Origin of the sequence: Pseudoflavitalea rhizosphaerae, assembly GCF_003991355.1 — a bacterium.
Taxonomy (GTDB): Bacteria; Bacteroidota; Bacteroidia; order Chitinophagales; family Chitinophagaceae; genus Pseudobacter; species Pseudobacter rhizosphaerae.
In genome coordinates this window covers 12,257-34,449 of the sequence record NZ_RCSU01000008.1, presented here as the reverse complement: position 1 = coordinate 34,449, position 22,193 = coordinate 12,257, and the positions used below count along the sequence as shown (strand labels likewise).

General features: G+C 45.7%; 17 protein-coding genes. 14 read left to right on the top strand and 3 right to left on the bottom strand.

The features are described from left to right. Positions 1–15: 15 nt before the first annotated feature. Positions 16–906 carry a LytR/AlgR family response regulator transcription factor gene (locus tag D9Y29_RS14790; protein ID WP_127129498.1) on the bottom strand — a complete coding sequence of 297 codons (891 nt, stop codon included), beginning with the start codon at positions 904–906 and terminating at the stop codon, positions 16–18. A gap of 334 nt (positions 907–1,240) precedes the next feature. Here D9Y29_RS14790 and D9Y29_RS14785 point away from each other — a divergent pair, with 334 nt between their 5' ends. The 8 genes from D9Y29_RS14785 (at position 1,241) to D9Y29_RS14750 (ending at position 12,029) form a co-directional block, all read left to right on the top strand. Continuing rightward, the gene (locus D9Y29_RS14785; protein ID WP_127129496.1) at positions 1,241–4,405 is read left to right on the top strand and encodes a SusC/RagA family TonB-linked outer membrane protein; all 3,165 of its coding nucleotides are present in this window, start codon (positions 1,241–1,243) and stop codon (positions 4,403–4,405) included. A 23-nt stretch (positions 4,406–4,428) separates the two neighbouring features. Continuing rightward, the gene (locus D9Y29_RS14780) at positions 4,429–5,913 is read left to right on the top strand and encodes a SusD/RagB family nutrient-binding outer membrane lipoprotein (RefSeq protein ID WP_127129494.1); all 1,485 of its coding nucleotides are present in this window, start codon (positions 4,429–4,431) and stop codon (positions 5,911–5,913) included. Between the two features lie 29 nt (positions 5,914–5,942). Continuing rightward, positions 5,943–6,437 (top strand): hypothetical protein, encoded by a 495-nt coding sequence (locus tag D9Y29_RS14775; protein WP_127129492.1) that lies wholly within the window; start codon positions 5,943–5,945, stop codon positions 6,435–6,437. A gap of 163 nt (positions 6,438–6,600) precedes the next feature. After that, positions 6,601–7,989, top strand: a complete 1,389-nt coding sequence (locus tag D9Y29_RS14770; protein WP_127129490.1) for a Gfo/Idh/MocA family protein — start codon at positions 6,601–6,603, stop codon at positions 7,987–7,989. Positions 7,990–8,133: 144 nt separating this feature from the next. Next, the gene (locus D9Y29_RS14765; RefSeq protein WP_127129488.1) at positions 8,134–9,051 is read left to right on the top strand and encodes a DnaJ C-terminal domain-containing protein; all 918 of its coding nucleotides are present in this window, start codon (positions 8,134–8,136) and stop codon (positions 9,049–9,051) included. Between the two features lie 41 nt (positions 9,052–9,092). Next, the gene (locus D9Y29_RS14760; protein WP_127129486.1) at positions 9,093–9,470 is read left to right on the top strand and encodes a hypothetical protein; all 378 of its coding nucleotides are present in this window, start codon (positions 9,093–9,095) and stop codon (positions 9,468–9,470) included. A gap of 9 nt (positions 9,471–9,479) precedes the next feature. After that, positions 9,480–9,776 carry a thioredoxin gene (trxA, locus tag D9Y29_RS14755; RefSeq protein ID WP_127129484.1) on the top strand — a complete coding sequence of 99 codons (297 nt, stop codon included), beginning with the start codon at positions 9,480–9,482 and terminating at the stop codon, positions 9,774–9,776. A 135-nt stretch (positions 9,777–9,911) separates the two neighbouring features. Next, complete coding sequence (locus D9Y29_RS14750) at positions 9,912–12,029, top strand: copper-translocating P-type ATPase (RefSeq protein ID WP_127129482.1); 2,118 nt, start codon at positions 9,912–9,914, stop codon at positions 12,027–12,029. A 6-nt stretch (positions 12,030–12,035) separates the two neighbouring features. Here D9Y29_RS14750 and D9Y29_RS14745 read toward each other — a convergent pair whose 3' ends face one another. Both D9Y29_RS14745 and D9Y29_RS14740 read right to left on the bottom strand, forming a co-directional pair. Next, positions 12,036–12,827 carry a polysaccharide deacetylase family protein gene (locus tag D9Y29_RS14745; RefSeq protein WP_164735414.1) on the bottom strand — a complete coding sequence of 264 codons (792 nt, stop codon included), beginning with the start codon at positions 12,825–12,827 and terminating at the stop codon, positions 12,036–12,038. Between the two features lie 4 nt (positions 12,828–12,831). Further along, entirely contained in the window at positions 12,832–13,659 is an 828-nt protein-coding gene (locus D9Y29_RS14740; RefSeq protein WP_127129478.1) for a glycosyltransferase family 2 protein, read from the bottom strand. A gap of 166 nt (positions 13,660–13,825) precedes the next feature. Between D9Y29_RS14740 and lepA the strand changes: the two genes are divergently transcribed. From lepA to D9Y29_RS14710, 6 genes are all read left to right on the top strand, one after another. Beyond that, complete coding sequence (lepA, locus tag D9Y29_RS14735; RefSeq protein ID WP_127129476.1) at positions 13,826–15,619, top strand: translation elongation factor 4; 1,794 nt, start codon at positions 13,826–13,828, stop codon at positions 15,617–15,619. 283 nt (positions 15,620–15,902) lie between these two features. Continuing rightward, the gene (locus tag D9Y29_RS14730) at positions 15,903–17,024 is read left to right on the top strand and encodes a hypothetical protein (protein ID WP_127129474.1); all 1,122 of its coding nucleotides are present in this window, start codon (positions 15,903–15,905) and stop codon (positions 17,022–17,024) included. A gap of 143 nt (positions 17,025–17,167) precedes the next feature. Then, entirely contained in the window at positions 17,168–19,642 is a 2,475-nt protein-coding gene (locus tag D9Y29_RS14725) for an RHS repeat domain-containing protein (protein WP_127129472.1), read from the top strand. 12 nt (positions 19,643–19,654) lie between these two features. Further along, positions 19,655–20,044 carry a hypothetical protein gene (locus tag D9Y29_RS14720; RefSeq protein ID WP_127129470.1) on the top strand — a complete coding sequence of 130 codons (390 nt, stop codon included), beginning with the start codon at positions 19,655–19,657 and terminating at the stop codon, positions 20,042–20,044. A 296-nt stretch (positions 20,045–20,340) separates the two neighbouring features. Further along, the gene (locus D9Y29_RS14715; RefSeq protein WP_164735413.1) at positions 20,341–21,372 is read left to right on the top strand and encodes an RHS repeat-associated core domain-containing protein; all 1,032 of its coding nucleotides are present in this window, start codon (positions 20,341–20,343) and stop codon (positions 21,370–21,372) included. After that, complete coding sequence (locus tag D9Y29_RS14710; RefSeq protein WP_127129466.1) at positions 21,372–22,157, top strand: toxin-antitoxin system YwqK family antitoxin; 786 nt, start codon at positions 21,372–21,374, stop codon at positions 22,155–22,157. Before D9Y29_RS14715 ends, D9Y29_RS14710 begins: the two co-directional genes overlap by 1 nt. Positions 22,158–22,193: the final 36 nt, after the last annotated feature.

Below are 22,193 nucleotides of genomic sequence, written 5' to 3'. Positions count from 1 at the left end.
TTTGACAAAAATCGTTCACACTTCGTTCATCCATTTACGGAAGGCCGGAGCGGTTTCCTGGCTGATGATCACTATGGCGTCTGAAACAGTGAGGTCTACCTGAAGTTTTACTTTTTCAAAAGGCTTGAACCCTTTGATGAAATTAAGGCCGATAATATATTGCCGGTTAGCCCTGAAAAAGAGATCGGTATTCAACTCTGCTTCAAGTTCACTCAGTTTCTTATCAGCCTGGTATTTTTTGCCGCTGCCATCTACCGCATATACGATCTTGTTCTCAGTGTAGAACAATGCTATATTTTCCAGCTTCACAGGAATATTTTCATACCCTTTTCGTAACAACAGCCTGCTCTTAGGCCGGTGATTGACTGATCCGATGATAACTGAACTGCTTTCAGTTAAAGCAGGGACTGCTTCCTCGCGTTCCTGTTGATGTACCACCCCAGCAGGAGGCAATTGTTCCGCAACAAGCGCCTGCGGACCATGCTGCGCGATCTTCTTTTCACGATTCAGCATCAATAACTCTTCGCTGAGTGTGAGGATAATAATACCCAGCACCAGATCCGCGAGGTATTGCAACACGATACCTGTTGATACCTGCTGTTTGGTGAACATGGTCCATATATATACCAACATACCGGCAATGAACACACTAAGAAGAGCATTCACGGCAGCGGTAGCGGTTATTTTTTTCAGCAGGTTGTGATTCAACCAGGGTTGTTCACGTAACCGCAATTGCACTATTCGGGTAACAGTAACGATCAGAAAGGTCAGAGCTATAAAAAAGAAACAGGTAATCAGTAACGCTGCAGGATGGTATTGTGAAGGCACAAATAAACCTGAAAGAAGAGGAATGATCACTCCCAGCAGAACAGTTACAGACAAACGCAGGTAATTATTCCGGTTCATACAACTACAATTTTTCAAATGTGAATTGTGCAATTCGGAATAATCTCATGTGACGATATTTTGAACACTTACCAACTCGATAATTTCAATCAAGCTTTCGGTAATACTTCATCCTGGTTTCAAAACATATTCAATTACTGAAGTACAGCAGTAATTAACGATACAGTCCGGTCTTATAGTAGGGGAGTTGGCTGTAAAGATAGAGCACTTCGCGCAATAAAATGCTGCTTCAGGTTCTAAAATTCATGGTTCAGGAACAAAACGCAGTAAGGTAGAAGCGTAGCCGGGCCTTTTGTTGCCTTAGTTTTTTATTCCAAACAAAAAATCGCAGGCAATGAAACGCTTATTACTTGTTTTTACATGTCTCCTGTCTGTATTGTTTGCTGTTGCACAAACGAGAAGTATCTCCGGCATCGTCAAGGACGATAAAGGTGATCCCGTTGCTGCAGCTTCAGTCCGGGCAAAAGGAGCGAGATCAGGAACAACTACGAAAAGTGATGGCAGCTTTACGTTAACGATTCCTCAATCTGCTCAGGTCCTGGTAGTGTCTTCAGTAGGATTTACAGAACAGGAAATCCCACTGACACCAGCACTTACCTATGATATCACGCTTCAAAAAAGTTCAGGTCAGGAATTGAGCGAAGTAGTAGTAACCGCACAGGGTATCAGTCGCGACCGTCGCTCACTCGGTTATGCCACCACCAACCTGAAAACAGACCAGATCGCCAACAAGGGTGAACCCAACCTGGTGAATGCACTCCAGGGTAAAGTAGCGGGTCTGAACATCACGGGCGCATCCGGTAGTCCCGGCGCTTCTTCCAATATCAATATCCGTGGTATCACATCGTTCCTCGGAAGCAACCAGCCTCTCTTTGTGGTGGATGGTGTTCCTGTTAGTAATGATGTGGACAGGCCCGCCGGTAACTCAGGCGGTCCCATCAGCACACTCGGCGATGCCCAGCCTTCCAACCGGATCTCCGATCTGAACCTTAACAATATCGAGTCAGTTAACATCCTCAAGGGGCCTGCTGCGGCAGCCCTTTATGGTTCCCGCGCTTCCAATGGCGCCATCATCATTACCACAAAAAAAGGTGCAGGCGGCAAGGGAAGACTGGACGTATCACTGGGAAGCTCATACGCAGTTCAGAAAGTGAGCGGTCTTCCAGACCTCCAGGATGAATATGGTCAGGGCGCCAATATGATCCATAACAGGCTTTCCGCTCAATCCTGGGGACCAAAATTCGGCACCGAGCCCACACTGGCCAATGGTCTCATCGATCCGGCTACCGGCGAGCCCTGGCCTTATCAATTGCATAAGGACAATATCAGGGACTTCTTCAGAACAGGTAGCCTGAATGAAAACAACCTCACTATCAATACCGGCGACAATACGCAGAATGCCACCTTCAATGTTGGTCACCTCGTTCAACGCGGTATCCTTCCCAACACCAAACTGGTTAGGACAAATATCCAATTCGGTGGAAATACCACGATCGGTAAATTGAAACTGGGAGCCACCGTCTCCTATATCAATTCCAATACAGATGGTGTGATCGGTGGTAACAGCGCCGGTGGTGGTACGGGCTTTGCCAACCTGGTAAGCGTTCCCAGAAGCCTGGACCTGCAGTCGTATAAGAACGACTACATGTTCCCCAATGGTGATCAGAAATACCAGATGTCCACGGCCAGCATCGAGAACCCATACTATACCTTGAATGAAAACGGCAATAAGGATAATCTCAGCAGGTTCCTCGGAACTGCCACCATCGGTTACGATATCCTTCCCTGGCTGAACGCAACCTACCGGTTAGGCGCAGACGTTTATACCGACAGGCGCAAAACCTGGTACGGCACAGGTTCCTTTGCCGTTCCCAATGGTATGATCCTCGATAATACCTTTTACCGGCAGGAACTGAACAGCGACCTGATGGTGACCGGCAAGAAGAGGGATATTTTCACAGATGGCCTCAATGCAACAGCCATGCTGGGCTGGGGTGTTAACCAGCGCAGGTTCCAGACTGTTGCCGCACAAGGTGATGGTCTTATTATTCCAGGCTTTTACAACAACAGCAACGGTACCGTTTTCTCAAATGGTACACTGGAACAAACAACCCTGCACAGGATAGTGGGATTTTACGGACAGATCTCACTGGACTGGCAGAACTACCTTTTCCTGGAATTGACAGGTCGTGTTGACCAGAGTTCTACGCTTCCAAAGAACAAGAACACATACCTGTATCCCGCTGCTGCAGCCAGCTTTGTTTTCTCTGATGCCTTCGACATCACCAATGACTGGTTCTCTTATGGTAAACTTAGAGCAAGCGCCGCCAGGGTGGGCAGGGATGCGCCTCCTTATTCTTTGATGAATGTATTTGTTAAACCCGCATTGGGTAATAATGTGGCAGGCATATTCTTCCCATTATCTATCGGGGGTAATCCACTTGCCGGTTTCACTCCCAATAATGTGCTCGCCAATCCTGACCTGAAACCGGAGTTCACTACATCTTACGAAGTAGGGCTTAATCTGGGCTTCTTCAGGAACAGGCTGAGTATCGATGCGGCAGTGTTCCACACCACCAGCAAAGACCAGATCTTCTCCGTGGCGGTACCCGCATCAACTGGTTATTCCGCACGCCTGCTGAATGTTGGTGAAATGATCAATAAGGGCTTTGAGCTCGGCCTTACCGGATCTCCCTTCAATGGAAAGAACTTCCAGTGGGATATCAGCGCCAATTTCACAACCATCAAGAATGAAGTGGTGGATATCGCCCCGGATATCGAGAATTTTCCCATCGCATCCGGTCAAAGCTTCAGTGGTACTGTTGCATCGATCGCCAAAGGTTATGCATACGGTGTGATCATCGGCAGTAAACTTCCAAGGACTGAAGATGGGCAATATATCATCAACCGTAATACCGGCACCTATGCCGCAGGTATCCCCAACTCCGTAGTGGCAGATCCGAACCCTGAATGGACAGCGGGTATCACCAATACTTTCCGGTTCAAAGGCATCACCCTCGGTTTCCTTTGGGATTATACAAAAGGAGGTGATATCTATTCATTCACGGTGGCGTTCATGCGTAATAATGGATTGCTGAAAGAGACAGGAGGAGACAGGTCATCGCCCATGATCATTCCCGGTGTAATTGAAGATCCTGCAGGATCAGGAAAATACATCCAGAACAATATCCAGATCACTCCATACCAATATTGGAGAGCTCCCGGTATTCAATCAGATCTCAGTGTGTTTGATGCAACAGTACTCAGGCTCAGGGAACTTTCCCTCGGATATGAGCTTCCTGCCAGCGTGCTGGACAAAACACCACTGAGCATGGTGCGCTTAACAGCATTCGCACGTAATCTCTGGTTCTATGCACCGAATTATCCGATGGACCCTGAAGTGAACACCCAGGGTGCAGGCAATCTCCGTGGCCTCGACCTCCAGGGTGCGCCCAATTCAAGAACAATGGGTGTTAGCCTGAGGGTGGCATTTAAATAATTGAAAAGATTAATTCTATTGTTATGAAGAATAAACTTATCATAGGCTTGCTCGGCTTGTTGACAATAGTTTCAGCAGGATGCAGCAAAAGCGACTTCCTGGATGTAAACACAGACCCGAACAATCCGGCGGATGTTCCGCCACGGGCATTATTGCCGGCAACCACTTATACACTCGCCTTTACCAATGGCAACGAGTTGGCAAGGGTGGCCAGCCTGCTGGTACAACACAATGCAGGCACTGCCAACCAGGCGCTGGGCTTCGATATCTATAACCTGGCAGGTAATTTCGATAATGCCTGGAATTTCGAGATCTATGTTGGCGCACTTCCTCCCATCAATACACTGATCGCCAAAACACAGGAAACAGGTCCGCATTATGCCGGTGTGGCCAAGATCCAGAAAGCATACCTGCTCTCCATTGCTACAGATCTTTGGGGAGATGTGCCCTATTCACAGGCTGGTAATATCCGTGAGTATCCAACACCACGTTTCGATAAACAGGAAGATATCTACCAGGGTAATGCCTCACTTGGTATCCAAAGCCTGTTCGTCCTCGTAAAGGAAGGTATTGCAGATCTTGAAAAGGATACCCCGGAAGGAGGTTTTGAACTGGGAGAATTTGATGAAGACCTTGTTTTTAACGGAGACGTGGATAAATGGATTGCCGTAGGCAATACGCTACTGCTTAAACTGGCCATTACCATCAGTAATGTGAATCCAACGCTTGCCAAATCCGTGATCGATGATGTGCTGGCAGATGGCAGGTACATCAAGAGCAATGGAGACGACTTTGATGTTCCTTACGGTACTGCATCAGGCAGCCAAAGCCCGATCTACGCTTTCAACATAACCAACCGGGAAACCGACATGATGATGAGCACAAGATTCCTGAATATTGTAGATGCGCTTTCCCCCAACGTCCGCAAATACGTTGAATTCCTTTATACAACACCCAGTGGTAATTTTGTAACATATGAAAATGGAGCAGCAGTTACAGCGCCCTCATTGGCTACACGTTCCAGGTATGACTCTGTAGTAACCGGTACGGTCAGGGCAGGGGCTACGTATGTAAGAATGATCAACAACACCAACCGGGCTTTTATCCTTGCCGAGTCTGCTATCAGGCTGGGTACCGCCGGCAATGCGGATGCACTCTTTAAAGAAGGCATCAGGGCAGCCATGTTCAAAGCAGGTATGGGAGCAGCAGATGTAGATGACTTCTTTGCAAACAATGCCGCACTGGTTACACTCTCCGGCACTGACGCCAACAAACTGAAACAGATCCTCACCTGGAAATATATTTCCAACGTGACCAATCCGCTGGAAGCTTACAACGACTACCGAAGAACAGGTATCCCTGATCTGAACGTAGCGCTCAATGCTTCAGGTGATGACCCTTCAGTTATTCCAAAACGTTATACATATCCGCCGAACGAAACTTCAGCTAACCCAAATGTGCCATCACCCAGGCCATTGACAAATCAGAAAGTCTGGTGGGGTATGTAAATCTGATCCATTACATAAAATGAATTGATATGAAAATCATTAAATATAGTTTGATCTGCCTCGCACTGATGACAGCGGTTTCATCCTGCGACAAAGATGATTATGATCCTCAGTTGCTGGACATCAGGCCTGCTATCCCGGTAACGGTTACCAACTATACAGATCTCAGACCCGGCTATACCGTGCGCGCATCCCGCGCAGCAGGCGCCTTCAGCTATAACCTGGAGATCCCTGCCAGTTCCGGAAGGACCATCAAAGAGATCACCAAAGTAATTGCCGCCTCCGCACCGGCAGGATTGCTGTCTACAGCAGCAAATTACATTGATGCTCCAATTCCGGGTAATGGCAATAAAGTAACCTTTGCGTCTACCCTGGCCACCTGGATGGCCAAAACTAACAGGCCTTTGCCTGCCAATAATGCCATCAATGCAGTGGAGCTGCCACTGCAATTCTATTTAAAGATCACGCTGGATGACAACTCAACGCTTATCACAGAGCCGCTAAGAGTTCTCGTTGTTCCATAGTAACAACGCGTTTCTCTGCCATGCCGGGTTCGCCCGGCGTGGCAGTTGGAACGCAATTCCATTATTTCATTCTTCCACTTATTTTCGATGCCTTTCATTTCTCCTTTCGTTTTTTCGATTTTTATACTATTATTGTTGTAATTCCACATTACAACTCATACCCATGAACAGGAGAAATCTGATCAAATCATTAGGTATCGGCGTTGGCGCCGTAGTATTAGGCAAAGACGCACTCGCCGACCTCGGTAATAACACCTACGCATACACGCTTCCTCCCAATCCGCTTCATAAGAAATTAGATAAACCCGTTACCGCCATCACACTCGGCGCAGGCAGCCGCGGCAACGTGTATGGCAATTTCGGATTGAAGTACCCTGATCAGCTGGACATCATTGGTGTGGCCGAGCCCATTCCCCTCCGCAATGAGCGCTATGCCGCCAAACACAAGATCCCCGATGCCAATCGCTTCAATACATGGGAAGATGTTTTCAAGCGGCCAAAGTTTGCAGATGCCATCATCATCACCACACCTGATAACCTGCACTATGGCCCCTGTATGAAAGCATTGCAGATGGGTTATGATATCCTGCTCGAAAAGCCCATCGCTCCCACAGAGAAAGAATGCCGCGATATCCTGGCCCTCGCAAAAAAAACAGGCCGGATAGTAGCTGTTTGTCACGTGCTTCGTTATGCGCCATACTTTGTGAAGATGAAAGAACTGCTGCAGGCAGGCGCCATCGGCGAGATCATCAGCGTTCAGCATTTCGAGCCCATCGAACATACACATATGGCGCATTCTTATGTGCGCGGCAACTGGCATAACTCAAAAGCCACCACGCCGATACTACTGGCCAAATCCTGTCACGATCTCGATATCATCAAATGGGTGATCAACAAACCTGGTAAGCAGATCTCCGCCATGGGTGACCTCAAATGGTTCCGTAAAGAAAATGCGCCGGCGGGAAGCACAGCACGTTGTACGGATGGTTGCGCAGTAGAAAAAACATGCCCGTATTCTGCCATCAGGAACTACTACGAGAAACGCCAAAGGCTGTATGTATTCGATCTTCCGGATGACAAAAGCAAACACCCGGAATTCATCATGGAGCAACTGAAGACCACCAATTACGGCCGTTGCGTATACCGGATGGACAATGACCAGCCAGATCACTATATCACCAATATCCGCTTCGCCGATAATGTGACCGCCAGTTTCAGCATGGAGGCTTTCACTTCCTATCACGGCAGAAGAACACGCATCATGGGGTCCATGGGAGATATGGTGGGCGATATGGAAGAATTGCTGGTGACAGACTTCCGCACCGGCAAAGTAACAAAACTGGTGCCCAAGGCCGAAGACGTGGATGATTACAAGAACAGCGGTCATGGCGGCGGCGACTGGGGCCTCGCTCGCGACTTTGTGCAGGCTGTAGCCCAGCAGAACCCCAATGTGCTCACCAGCACTATCGACGACAGTATCGAAAGCCATATCATGGGCTTCATGGCTGAAGCCAGTCGCAAAAGCGACAAAGTGATGTCCATTAAAATGTAATGAATTCATCATACTGCTTACCGGCATGTTCTTTGGAATATGCCGGTATTTTTTGTATATTGAATTACCAACCCGGAATCCCTTATTCAAACCTTTCTGTAGACACTACCCGGAGTTCTATTCTCTCATAAAATACCAGGCAAGATGGCCAGAGATTTTTATGCCATACTGGGGATTGGCAGGGATGCATCAGAAGCCGATATCAAGAAAGCGTATCGCAAACTGGCAGTAAAATATCATCCCGACAAAAACCCCAACAACAAAGAAGCAGAGAACAAATTCAAAGAGATCAATGAAGCCTATGAAGTTTTATCTGATCCGGATAAGAGAAAGAAATACGATCAGTTCGGCGAGAACTGGAACCGCATGAATGAACAGGGGCCACCACCCGGAGGTGGCGGACAGCACCAATACTACAGTAATGATCCCGGAGGCGGAGGCTTCCATTTCGAAGGCGATCCCAACGATATCTTCGAATCCTTTTTCGGTGGCGGAGGTTTTGGTGGCAGTGGCCGCAGAAGAAGCAGGAAATCGAAAGGAGGGGATTACCAGTCTGAAACCACCATCACGCTCGAAGAAGCATTTCACGGAACAACGCGCTTACTGCAACTGAATGAACAGAAACTTCGCATCAAGCTCAAACCTGGCACCTACGATGGACTGGTGATCAAGCTGGGTGGCAAAGGCGCACCTGGTGTGAACGGAGGCCCGGCAGGCGATCTTTATATCACTATTCATGTGTTGCCACATGCGCAGTTCAGAAGGGAAGGAGATAACCTCGTTCATCCATTGCAGTCGGATCTTTTTACAGCGGTGCTCGGAGGTAAACAGGAGGTGAGTACACTCACCGGCAAGATCAATATCACTATTCCACCCGGCACCCAGAATGGAAAACTGTTGCGCATCAAAGGCAAGGGAATGCCTGTGTATGGCCATCCGGATCAGCACGGCGACCTGCTGCTGGAGATCCAGGTGAATATCCCCGAAAACCTGACCGAACAACAAAAAGAATTATTCAGGCAATTGCAGGACAGTTTCAATCAGTCCAGAACTTTTGCCTGATCCGATCATAACCACGGCATTGTTGAACTAAACTCAGTCAGATGGAAAGCAATACATTTACACGTAGCATCATTCCGCACTTCTTCACGCACGATGATTATGATTCAGTAATGGATGCGGTGGCAGACAGGATCATTACCAGTCATCTTACCCATTACACCAGCTCCCTCATCGGGGAGGAATTGTTCGATGAAGAAGCGCTGGAACAGGCCCTGCACAAAGCCATGGAAACCTGCTCCGCTGCCGGAATGCCGCTCAGCAATCATTTCCGCATGATCTTTATCAGTTCAGGGGGTAATTTGCGCCGCGACTGGCTGGTATCTGATCTCGGATTCCACCTGGTGATCCTCAATATGGAAGTGAGCAGTCCGCTCGCCGCCAAACTGAAGATCCAGATACTGACCAGAACTGTGCACTAAATTGTAATTATGGAAACCTTCAATGAACTGATACAGTCCGAAACACCCGTGCTGGTTGATTTCTATGCCGACTGGTGTGGTCCCTGCAAAGCAATGGACCCCGTGATCAAAGATGTGGCCGGCGCTGTGAAAGGCAGGGCGCGCATAGTGCGCGTGAATATCGATAAGAACACAGCGGCGCCCAGGGAATACCAGGTGCAGGCTGTGCCCACTTTTATACTTTTCAAAAATGGAAAAGTGCTCTGGCGTCATCCGGGAATGATAGATAAAACTTCGCTGATATCCGTTATCGAACAATATTCCTGATCAGGTTTTTTTAAAGCATGATCCGGCTTTTGCAAACACAACAATCCCGGAATGAATTTCACTTAAATTTTATCCAGAATTATGAAAGGGTTCTTCTAAGGCATTGACTACTTTTATTTCAGTCAATCTTTGCTTATGGAACACCATCATCACGACGGGAGAGACCAACGCAAGAAATCGGAACAACCGTCCAATGAACACGATCAGCACGGTCATGATCATGCGCAATCCAATGCACAGCAAGCGCATGCGGTCCGGGAGCATACACATCATCAGATGCATGACATGGATACAGGATCCGGCGGCTATGATGAACATGCAGGTCATCATACTGCCAATTTCCTGCAACGTTTCTGGATCAGTCTCATTCTTACAATTCCATTATTGCTGCTTTCCAAAATGATCCAGCACTGGGCCGGTTTCGAAATTTCATTTCCCGGTGACCGATATGCGCTTTTTGCCCTGGGCACCGCAATCTTCTTGTATGGAGGCTGGCCCTTTCTTACCGGCCTCGTGAATGAGCTGAAGCACCGCAATCCGGGAATGATGACTTTGGTTGCCGTTGCTATCACCACAGCTTATCTCTACAGTACCGCCGTTGTATTTGGGTTACCTGGAATGGATTTCTTCTGGGAACTCGCCACACTGATCGTGATCATGCTGCTGGGGCACTGGCTGGAAATGAGATCGCAGATGGCCGCCAGCAATGCCCTGGAATCACTGGTAAAATTACTGCCATCCGTTGTTCACCTCAAAACCGCGCAAGGGGAAAAAGATATTCCGCTGGAACAATTGAAACATGAAGATATCATTACAGTTAAACCCGGTGAAAAGATCCCCGCAGACGGACTGGTGATGGATGGTTCCTCTTACGTTAATGAAAGCATGCTCACCGGCGAAAGCGTTCCCGTAAAAAAAGAGAAAAATGGAAAACTGATCGGAGGAAGTATCAATGGGGACGGCGTATTGCAGGTTCGGGTAACCGGTACAGGTAGTAACAGCTATCTCAACAAGGTGATCGGTATGGTGAAGTCCGCACAGGGCGCCAAATCACGTACGCAGAACCTGGCGGGAAAAGTGGCGAAATGGCTGACGATCATTTCCATCAGTGTTGGATTGATCACTTTTATTGTTTGGCTCTTTGCCGGCAAAGAATTATCGTTTGCACTTGAGCGTATGGTAACGGTAATGGTCACCAGTTGTCCGCATGCACTGGGAGTGGCTATTCCACTTGTAGTGGCCATTTCAACTACTTTGTCCGCAACACATGGGCTACTGATCCGCAACCGGACAGCCTTTGAGAATGCCCGCCTCCTGAACCTGATCATTTTCGATAAAACAGGAACACTTACCAAAGGCTCGCATGAAGTACAGCAAGTCATTCCGCTGCAATCAGGGATCAGTGATAAGGAATTATTACAGTATGCAGCAGCAGTGCAGCAAAATTCCGAACACCATATTGCCCGGGGAATCATCAGGAAACTGAATGAGAGGAATCTCGAATTATGGCCCAGCACCAATTTTGAATACATGCAGGGCATGGGCGTGAGCGGGGTAGTGAAGGGGAAGAAAATTGTAGCGGCAGGTCCGAATTACTTCAGCAATCATCATCTTTCCACACCTGTTGTTCCTGATTCTATCGATCAGTCTACAGAAACCATCACTTATGTTTTGATCGATGGTGAACCTGCGGGCATCATCACACTGGCCGACAGCATCCGCGAAAGCGCCCCCAAAGCCATCGTCGAATTACAGCAAATGGGAATCAAAACCTACCTGCTCACCGGCGACAATGAGAAAGTAGCTGCATCGGTTTCTCAAAAACTGAAAATGGATGGCTTCATCGCCAATGTACTGCCACATGAAAAACAGGAAAAAGTGAAAGCATTCCAACAACAGGGATATGTAGTTGCCATGACCGGCGATGGCGTGAATGATGCGCCTGCACTGGCCCAGGCGGATGTTGGAATAGCCGTAGGCTCCGGTACCGATGTAGCGGCTGAAACTGCCGATATTATCCTGGTGGACAGTGATCCGGCAGATGTAGTGCAATTGATCAGTTTCGGCAAAGCCACGTACAGGAAGATGGTGCAGAACCTGGTTTGGGCTGCAGGATATAATATCATTGCCATTCCTTTAGCTGCCGGTATACTCTATCCGAAATTCATGCTGAGCCCGGCAATGGGAGCAGTGTTGATGAGCGTTAGTACCATTGTGGTGGCGATCAATGCAAAATTGCTGCGGGTGAAATAAAACTTATCAAAACATCGCTTTCCCCTTTTTCACCAATCTCACAAAATCCTCAAAACTATCATCACCTCTAATATCAAGCCTTTGCACCAGCAAAGGCTTTTTCAATGGCATTGCATTCAACCGGTTCCCGATCCTGAATGCGAGCACCATTCCGCTTTTTTCCAAACTCTCCATAAAGCGCTTATGCTTCACCGGGTTCTTTTTAGGATAAGCGCCATAGGGAAAAGCTAAACAGGGCTGAACCGGGATCCCCTGTGCACAGAGCCACTCTTCAGTCTTCCGGATATCTTCCAGCAAGGCTTCAGGTGACAATGTTTTATAACTCTGATGCGCATACGAATGCAATCCATATTCCACCAGTGAAGATTTCATGATCCTGATCTCAGCCAGGTCAAGGTAAATACCATCGGAAGAATGCATCTGTTGTTTCAGGAAACCCGGCACCAGGAAGATATTCGCTTTCATGCCCAGGTGCTGCAATATCGGGTACATCACTTCGTAATTGTTCTTGTACCCATCGTCGAAAGTAAGGAGTACAGGTCTTGGCGGCAATGCTTTTCCATGCTGAACAAATTGTACGAGATCACTGAACAGGATGGGAGAGTAGCCTTCGCTCTTTAAATATTTCCATTGCATGCTGAGCTGGTCAGCAGTAACGGTAAGGAAATCCTTTTCGCCGTTCCCGGAAACCTTATGATACATGAGCACGCGAAGACAGGGCTCTGCAGGGCGACTAACCTTAATAAAAAGAAAAGTAACCAATCCCAGTATGGCTACCATCAGAATATACCAGTACATCATATCAGGCTTTGGACAAGGTAGTGGATGAAATCGTTGCGTGCCGGCGGCAGGCCTGACGCAGTTCTTTCAGTTTTACATGTTTCGAAAAATGATAATAGCTGCTGAATACGCTCCAGTAAAAGCCTTTCGTACCATTCAGGAAATTTCTTTCCAGGAAATAATATTTGAAGAAATTGAATGGCAGCCCCAGCAGGATCACCAGCATGGATTTGTCTTTTCCCTTACTGAAGGCCATTTCCGCCGAATAGGTGGAGTAGCGGTTGTTCTTTTCAAGACATTGATGAAGGCTGCTGTAACTGTAATGAAAGATAGTATGGTTCAATTTTCTCACTGTTCCGTCCACACGAATGGCCTCATGCACTTTATCACTGGTGAATCCGCCTTTTTGCTTATTGAAGAGTCGCGTAAAATAGCGGCCGCTTTCTTTTCCATGTTTGAATTCCTTGCCAAGGAACACTAGGTTCATGCGGAAACTGAATCCATTGCAGGCCGCCGCATCGGCCGGCGAAATATGCATGATCTCATCCACCAGCTCATCACTCAGCACTTCGTCAGCATCGATACAGAGCACCCAGTGATGACTGGCCTTACTCACGGCGAAACGTTTCTGGTCGCCATATCCCTCAAATTCCTTGAAAAAGATGGTGCAGTTGAACTCCCGGCAAATGGCAACGGTATTGTCGGTACTATAACTGTCAACAATAACGATCTCATCGCACCAGTGAAGCTTTTGCAGCGTTCTCCTGATATTGGTCTCCTCATTGTAGGTGATAATCACTGCACTTACCGCACCAAAGGCGGGTTTATCATTTTCCATTTTCCTCTTCATAATACCCCTAAAACAGCTTTTTCAGGGAATACCCCTATCCGGAAGCCCTTGTTTTTTGCCCCGGGTAGCTCCGGGAAAAACCGCCAAAATCAGTTACCTTTGCGTCCGCCCTCGCTAAACTGACAGCAGCCGCGGCTGCTCCTGAAAATGAAGGCATAAGGAAACAATGAAGAATATCAGAAATTTCTGCATCATCGCGCATATCGACCACGGCAAAAGTACCCTGGCTGACCGTTTATTACAAGCCACCAATACCATTTCCGAAAGGGAAATGATGGACCAGGTACTGGACGATATGGATCTCGAAAGAGAAAAGGGCATTACCATCAAAAGCAAAGCCATCCAGATCAGTTATAAACATACTGACGGACAGGAATATATTCTCAACCTGATCGATACTCCCGGTCACGTCGACTTCAGCTATGAAGTGAGCCGCGCCCTGGCCGCCTGCGAAGGCGCCCTGTTGCTGGTAGACGCCACCCAGGGCATCCAGGCACAAACCATCTCCAACCTCTATCTCGCCATCGATAACGACCTCGAGATCATTCCCGTGATCAATAAGATCGATATGGACGGCGCCATGATCGAGGAAGTGCAGGACCAGATCATCGAACTGATCGGTTGCAAACCCGAAGAGATCCTCCTGGCCTCCGGCCGTGCAGGGATCGGTATCGATGGTATCCTCGCAGCCATCGTAGAGAAGATCCCGGCTCCCAAAGGCGATCCTGAAGCGCCACTCCAGGCCCTCATCTTCGATTCCGTTTTCAACTCATTCCGCGGTATCATCGTTTACTATCGTATCCTGAACGGCGTATTGAAAAAAGGAGACAAGGTAAAATTCATCTCCACGGAAACCACTTACGAAGCAGATGAAGTTGGCGTACTCAAACTCAGCCTCAGCCCCCGCAAAGAAGTACGCGCTGGAGATGTAGGCTATATCATCACCGGTATCAAGAATGCCAAAGAGGTGAAAGTGGGCGATACCCTCACACTCGCCAACAACACCAATGCCGAAGCCATCAAAGGTTTCGAAGAAGTAAAACCAATGGTTTTCGCTGGTATCTTCCCGGTAGAAACAGACGATTTTGAAGAGCTTCGCGATTGCATGGACAAACTCCAGCTCAACGATGCTTCGCTAACATACGAACTTGAAACTTCACAGGCCCTCGGTTTCGGTTTCCGCTGCGGATTCCTCGGAATGCTGCACATGGAGATCATCCAGGAAAGACTGGAACGCGAATTCAACCAGACCGTGATCACCACCGTTCCCAACGTAGGTTTCATCGGTTACACCACTCGCGGACAAAAGATCATCATCAATAACCCCACCGAAATGCCCGAGCCCACACAGCTCGATCGCGTGGAAGAACCTTTCATCAAGGCACAGATCATCACCAAGCCTGAATACATCGGTAATATCATGACCCTTTGTTTGGGTAAACGTGGTATCCTCATCAACCAGAGCTATCTCACGCAAACCCGCGTGGAGCTGATCTTCGAGATGCCCATGACCGAGATCGTGTTCGACTTCTATGATAAGCTGAAAAGCCAGACCCGCGGTTATGCGAGCTTCGATTACCATCCGATCGGTCACCGGGAAAGTGATATCGTGAAGATGGATATCCTCCTGAACGGCGACAAAGTAGATGCCCTCAGTGCACTGATCCACCGTGGCCGCGCGGAAGACTTCGGCCGTAAGCTCTGCGAAAAGCTGAAAGAGTTGCTCACCCGTCACCAGTTCCAGATCGCGATCCAGGCCGCTATCGGCGCCAAGATCGTGGCCCGGGAAACCATCTCCGCATTACGTAAGGATGTAACCGCCAAATGTTATGGTGGTGATATCAGCCGTAAACGTAAACTGCTGGAAAAACAGAAAGAAGGTAAAAAGAGAATGAGACAGATCGGAAACGTGGAAGTTCCGCAGGAAGCGTTTTTAGCGGTGCTGAAACTGAACGATTAAGAAGATAAAATCGAATAATAGCAAGATTGCCCGTTGTTGCAACGGGCGATTTTTGATTTGTGGAAACCATATATGGATATTTTCCTTTAGTTTGTACCTGGCATATTGACCAGAAAACCTGAATATCAATAAAATCTAATATATTTTTCCGATCGCTACCTACTTATCAAGATATTTACTACATTCACTTTATCAAATCTCAACTTCCTATCTGTTTAACCGGTTACCTATAACCAATACTCCTTTCTCAGGCTAATTATTCTTTCACCTATAAATTGCCAATATGAGAAAGCGTTTACTTCCCTATGGCTTTCTAGCCATAATGGTTTCCGTCCTTTTTGCCTGTCAGAAAGAAGCCAGCGAGGACCAGCAAAGCACACTCGCTGAGAATGGAACTACAGCCAACAGCATTTTACAAGCAAGCATCCCCTGCGGAACACCCATGGAAAAAGATCTGATGGACATGGGCGGCACCATAGACTGGGGCTCCATCATCATCAGCAATGATGATGCGCACATCACTGTAAAGGTCAACAGTGAATTAGCGGGTATGTATCTCAGTAAGATCACAGTCTCTTATGGATCCGAACAACATGTGATCGATCAGCTTTCAGCCAATATGAACTGGCTGCCCTGCGATGGGCCTTCGCTCTTCGACCGGCAAAAGACCTATGCGCCGGTTACCAAAACATACGATACCATCCGGATCGACAATTCAAACTTCCAGGCCGATGGCTGCATCTGGATGAGTGTGCAGGTTTCCCTGCTGGGTGACCACGGCACACTGGGCTGCGCATTCGCCTATCCGTACGACGGTTCTGTAATCGGGAGCGCACAATGGCAGACGGCATTCAAATATTGCCAACAGGAATGCCCACCCGAAGATTGTGGCCAGCTCCGTACGCAAACACCCGGAGGATGGGGCGCACCGCCCAATGGCAACAACTCAGGTACTTACCTCCATGCCAATTTCGCTGCAGCATTTCCCAATGGTCTCACCGTTGGTTGTACGCCGCAATTCAATGTCCATTTAACCAGTGCTCAGGCAATCACAGATCTGTTACCCACAGGCGGACAAGCTGCTGCTCTTATGATGAATTACACTGATCCGGCAGAGATCAAGAATGTGCTGGTTGGACACCTTGTGGCATTGACGCTTGCAACAGGATTTGATGTGTATGATGCTGATTTCGGCAATGCAGGTATTACACTTGGTCAAATGGAGATCGGCAGTGGCGCCTTTGCAGGCTGGACAGTGAATGATTTCCTCGCTGAAGCCAATAAAGCATTAGGCGGCTGCGGCAGTTATACAGCCAAACAGGTACTGGAAACAGCAGACAAGATCAATCAGAATTATGTTGATGGAAATATAGATAACGGATTTCTGGTATGTCCGGGTGAGTAAGCAACCTCCAGACAAAAGAGGGTATCCCGAATTTGTTTGGGGTACCCTTTGTTATTTGGAACAACAGAAACTCCGTTTGACATCCAAATCGTAGGAAACGTTAAAATTCCGGATAGATTCATCAAGTTGTTTAACAGAAAACCGTGTACAGCCGCGGTAAACACAAAGAAGGTCCTGGACTAAAACAATTCGAATATGATTATGATTTGATCAGCGGAAAGGTTAACCTGGTGAAATATCAGCAAAATGCCAACGACCGTTTCTACTATCAATATAAATACGATGCTGAGAACAGAGTAACCGAAGCATGGTCTGGCACTAATTGGGCTGATGGAGTCCTAACCAACGGTAAAAAAGATGCTCATTACAGGTACTACCTCCATGGTCCTCTTGCGAGAACTGCATTAGGAGAAAATGTGCAGGGGCTCGATTATGCATATACACTTCAGGGGTGGCTGAAAGGGCTGAACTCTCAGACATTAGACAATTCCACAGATCCTGTTGTTCAGAACAGAGATATTGGAAGAGATGGAGCGCCGGGTATTAATGCTTCCTTTAATCGGGATGAAGTTGCCTTCTCTCTGCATTACTTTGGCGGAGACTTCAAACCATTGGGTGGTATTTCTTCAGGGGCTTTTGAAATAGGGATGAGCAATGATGTTGTTGCGGGAACAGGCAATGCCTTATACAATGGGAATATCGCAAGGATGACGACTGCTATCCGGAAATTTGGAAACGCAGATTTTAAAGGTTATTCATATCGCTATGATCAGTTGAATAGAATAAAGAGTTTACGAGTTGATAATCTAAGCGGTATTTCATCCCCTTCCACTTGGAATATAGGCACAGACAATGCCTATGGGGAAGACGTCACCTACGATGGCAATGGCAATATCAAGACCTATTTCCGAAATGGAGCGAACCTTCCAGGTATGTCACTGCAGATGGATAATCTGACTTATCTTTATAAACCAGGCACCAACCAATTATTGCAGGTAACCGACAATGTCAACAAGGATAATTACACAGAAGCGCTGAATCAGACTGAAGACCTTGATGGAGAGAACAACTATGAATATGATAAGATCGGTAACCTGATCCGTGACCGTAAAGTAATCAATGGAGTACAGGAGTCTGAAATTCAGGTAAGGTGGAATGTTTATGGAAAGATTGCAGGAATTACGAAGCATGATGGAGTAGAGATCAGTTACCAGTACGATGCAGCCGGGAATCGCGTCCGCAAATCAGTATTGAAAAACGGACAGACAACAGATACATGGTATGCAAAAGATGCACAAGGAAATACAATTGCGGTTTATAGCAATAAACATAATGATCAGACTGGGAATTATTGGTTAGAACAGCATTTGTTTGGAAGTTCAAGGATTGGCGTATGGAATCCTGCTATCGATATAAGCAACACTACCGGCACTTCGGTATGGAACCAGGTTGGAAAGAAAAGCCTTGAGATCAGTAACCACCTGGGGAATGTGCTTGCAGTGGTAAGTGATAAGAATATAGGAACTGGCGTAGCAGAAGTGCTAAGTGCAAGTGATTATTATCCGTTTGGGATGTTGATGCCGGGTAGGAAATTTAGCTCAAGTTCTTATAGGTACCGGTTTAATGGAAAGGAGAATGATAATGAAGTGAAAGGAGGAGAAGGGAATCAAATTGATTTTGGAGGGCGTATCCATGACCCAAGAATAGGGCGTTTCCTAAGTGTCGATCCTTTAGCTTCTGGATATGCAGGAGAAAGTAATTATTCTTTTGCAGGAAATTCTCCTATTGCCTTGACTGATTTTAATGGGTATTTTAAAATATCTCCGTATTTCGTAAAGAGATATCCAACTTTAGCTCGAATACTTCAGGATTACTTACCTCTTTTAAAGGATAATCCTCAGATAAAAAAAGCATGGATTCAAACTACTGGATATAAAGATTATGCGGAAGGGGAAAAAGCATTTAATCAAATGGTCACTTATGGGGAAGGACCATGGATAACCCCAACTAGAGAACAAAATGAATTTAATGGAATGACTGGATTATCTCGGTTTTTCGAACCAACAGGAACCGAAGCTGAATTTTCACCATATGACTATGTAGATAATTTATCAGTTTCTCACTCTTGGTTAGATAAATTGGAAACTGCATTTAAAACAAGTAATGACTTAGAAACAGGAAAACAAATGTTTGTGGTCTCACTCTTAATTATGCATGAATCTGCGCACTGGGGTACATTTAAGAATGGAATTACAGAAGGAGATGATGCTGTTTATGAACGAGGTGCAATGTTTGAGGAAAATGCCTTTGGTCGGAGATTTACATACAGGTATCCTAGAATAGCAGATAAAAATCTGAATGCTTTCGATGAAAAAATAGTTGTTGATTATTATAGCAAAGAGCTAGGGAGATATGGTAGCCCTTCGTTTGGCATGTCAATTAACAATTTTGACAAAAACAGCTTTTATTGGAAAAATGTAGGGCCGATACTGGGAGGTCAGAAAGGAGATCCTACGCTTAAAGATAATAAGGATAGAGAACCAACTGTGAAGCCTTTTGTTCCCAGTAGAACTTATGACACTGGAGGTAATAGGAGATCAAATGACACTACATACTAATAATTAAATTCTATGTATAAAGTTTTAGGCTTATTAATAATACTATTATCGTCTAATGCATGCAAACAAATTAATGAGTTTGATGCAGAAACTGCTGCAAAAGAATATTGTGACTGCTTGGAAAGAAATAACGCTTCTAAAGATTATTTAAATGCCAGAATAATTTGTGAAGGAGAGCAAATATCAAAAAATAAGTACTTCAGAGCTTTTTATATCGAGGCGCATTATGGAAGATACTTGTTTCTTCAACAACCTTCATTTGCAGACAGTGTGGCCAAATTCCATCTTCAGTTTGCTAATACCTTGCAGGACTACTGCTGTAAAATTTCAATTGAAGGATGTGATACGTCTAATTTAATGTATAAAGCCAGGAAGCTTGCAGACACAATTTCTTTGAAATAGGTAGTATAATGGTACCCAATGTTAGGACAGATAATTGGTTGAGTTAACATGTAATAGCAAAACTTACTCAGCAGTATCCATATAACAAAGCCCCGGCAAGTCCGGGGCTTTGTTATATGTAGGTAAGATCATCCCAGTGCTTACAGCATCCAGGGCGTCATTGAACACTACAGCGCACTGCTGAACTTTATGGCCTGCAATGGCAGCCAGCACTAGCAATCCGGGGCTACCGCCCCGGATTTTTTTTCTTTAGTTGAAAAAAGAAAACATGGTATCTTGATGACTGATTGAGTTCTTTGAAGGTTGTTGAAAATGATATATCGGTTAGGGTACACCGAAAGAAAACTGGTGCAGTGACGTACAGGTACGGGTTTAATGGAAAGGAGAATGATAATGAGGTGAAGGGGGGAAGTGGGAATCAGATTGATTTTGGTGCAAGAGTTTATGACTCTAGAATTGGACGATTTTTAAGTCTTGATCCACTTCAGAAGAAATATCCTGGAGAGAGTAATTATGCTTTTGTAAGTAATAACCCGGTGATCTACGCTGATGCAGACGGCAGGGATAAAATAATAACAATTACAATTATTAATAAAGATGGCACAATGCTGCAAATTCAAAGAGTAGACAAAAATTATTTTAACTACTCACATGAGAACGCATATAGTGGATTAGGCTATTTTTATAAGTCCAGTGTGGTTCAACATTTAATAATTGATAATCGTTCTGGGAATAATACGACTGTCGAGGAAGCGATGAATAACCCAAATCAGTTTATTTTTTCAAGTGAAGTTGTAGATAAAAAGGAAATTGGTATGGGAGAGTTCATGTTTAGGAGCTTGCTCCCAGGTGATGAAAGCGGGAAAGTTAAATACGGATATAGAATCTATGGGAGTGGCGTAGATACCGACTGGCAAAGTGGATTACCTACAGCATCTGTTGAATCTGAATCTCTTGATTTAGGTTCTTGGTTTGATTTTGTTGGCGGCTTAAATCCAGGGCTCTCGGGACAGGATTTGATTAACGATGTTGTAAAGAAACTTGGTGGGGTAAATGGCAGCGACATGAAGCAGATTAAATCGGCACTCGACATTATTTCACAACAGTTCTCAAATCTTACTGATGCTGCAGACAAAACAATAAAGGCTGCAAATGAAATTAAGAAAGATCAGACAAAAAATGGGAAGTCAAATAGTTCGGATAGCGCAACATGTCCAACATGTAAGTCGCGCGGGGACAGTTCGCATATTGACGATATAAATGGGAAAGGTGCTTTTGATAAGTTAAAGAAAGAAGGGCAGACTGATCAAACAAAAAAGAGGAAATAATGGCTAAAATTATTGCACTTATAATTCTGGCAGGTATCACATTAAGTTGTAACCAGCCATCTGTGCTTTATGAAAAAATGAGCCTTGATGGCAATAGATACATTATTAAGAAAATTTACTCAAAGAACGGCGAGTTGATATCTGAAGAAAGATTGTTTTCTGATTCTACTAATGATGGGTTTTATCGAGAATATCAAGCTGGCAGTATTTCAGTAGAGGGGGAGTACAAAGGTGGGAAAAAAGAAGGAGCATGGGTCTATTATGATTTTTCAAGAGATACTATAAAAGTTGAAAATTGGTTTTCTGGAAAGAGATTTGGTCGACAGACAGAGTTCTTCTCAAAAATAAAAAGAAAGGCTGACGTCTCTCAAATATACAAAATCACTTTTTGCAATATTGAAGGAGAGGTTATTTTTGAAACTAAGTTTGATATTGACGGGAATATTACCAGCATCGAAGGGACACCATATTATTATGCGTACAATAAAAGTTCACTTTTAGAAGAAGAAGAATTTGAGTTGGTTTATTTTTATACAGAAATCCCAGGTTTAAAGTCTGAAGTGATACTTGATGAATTTAATGAGGGAGCCTTACGCCCCGAACGAAGAGAAGTTATCTCCGATTCATTATCTGTGTTGTTAAATTTACCATACGCAAAGAAGTATAGCTTTAACCGTAAGTATTCAAAAGGTAGGCATCTATTAAATATTAGAAATAGATTAATTGACAAAAAAAATAATGCAGTTCTGGACAAGAAATCGAAACTTGAAATTACGGTTAGATGAGTGAGAATCTCTTTGCCACCGGTTAGCGCCGGTGGT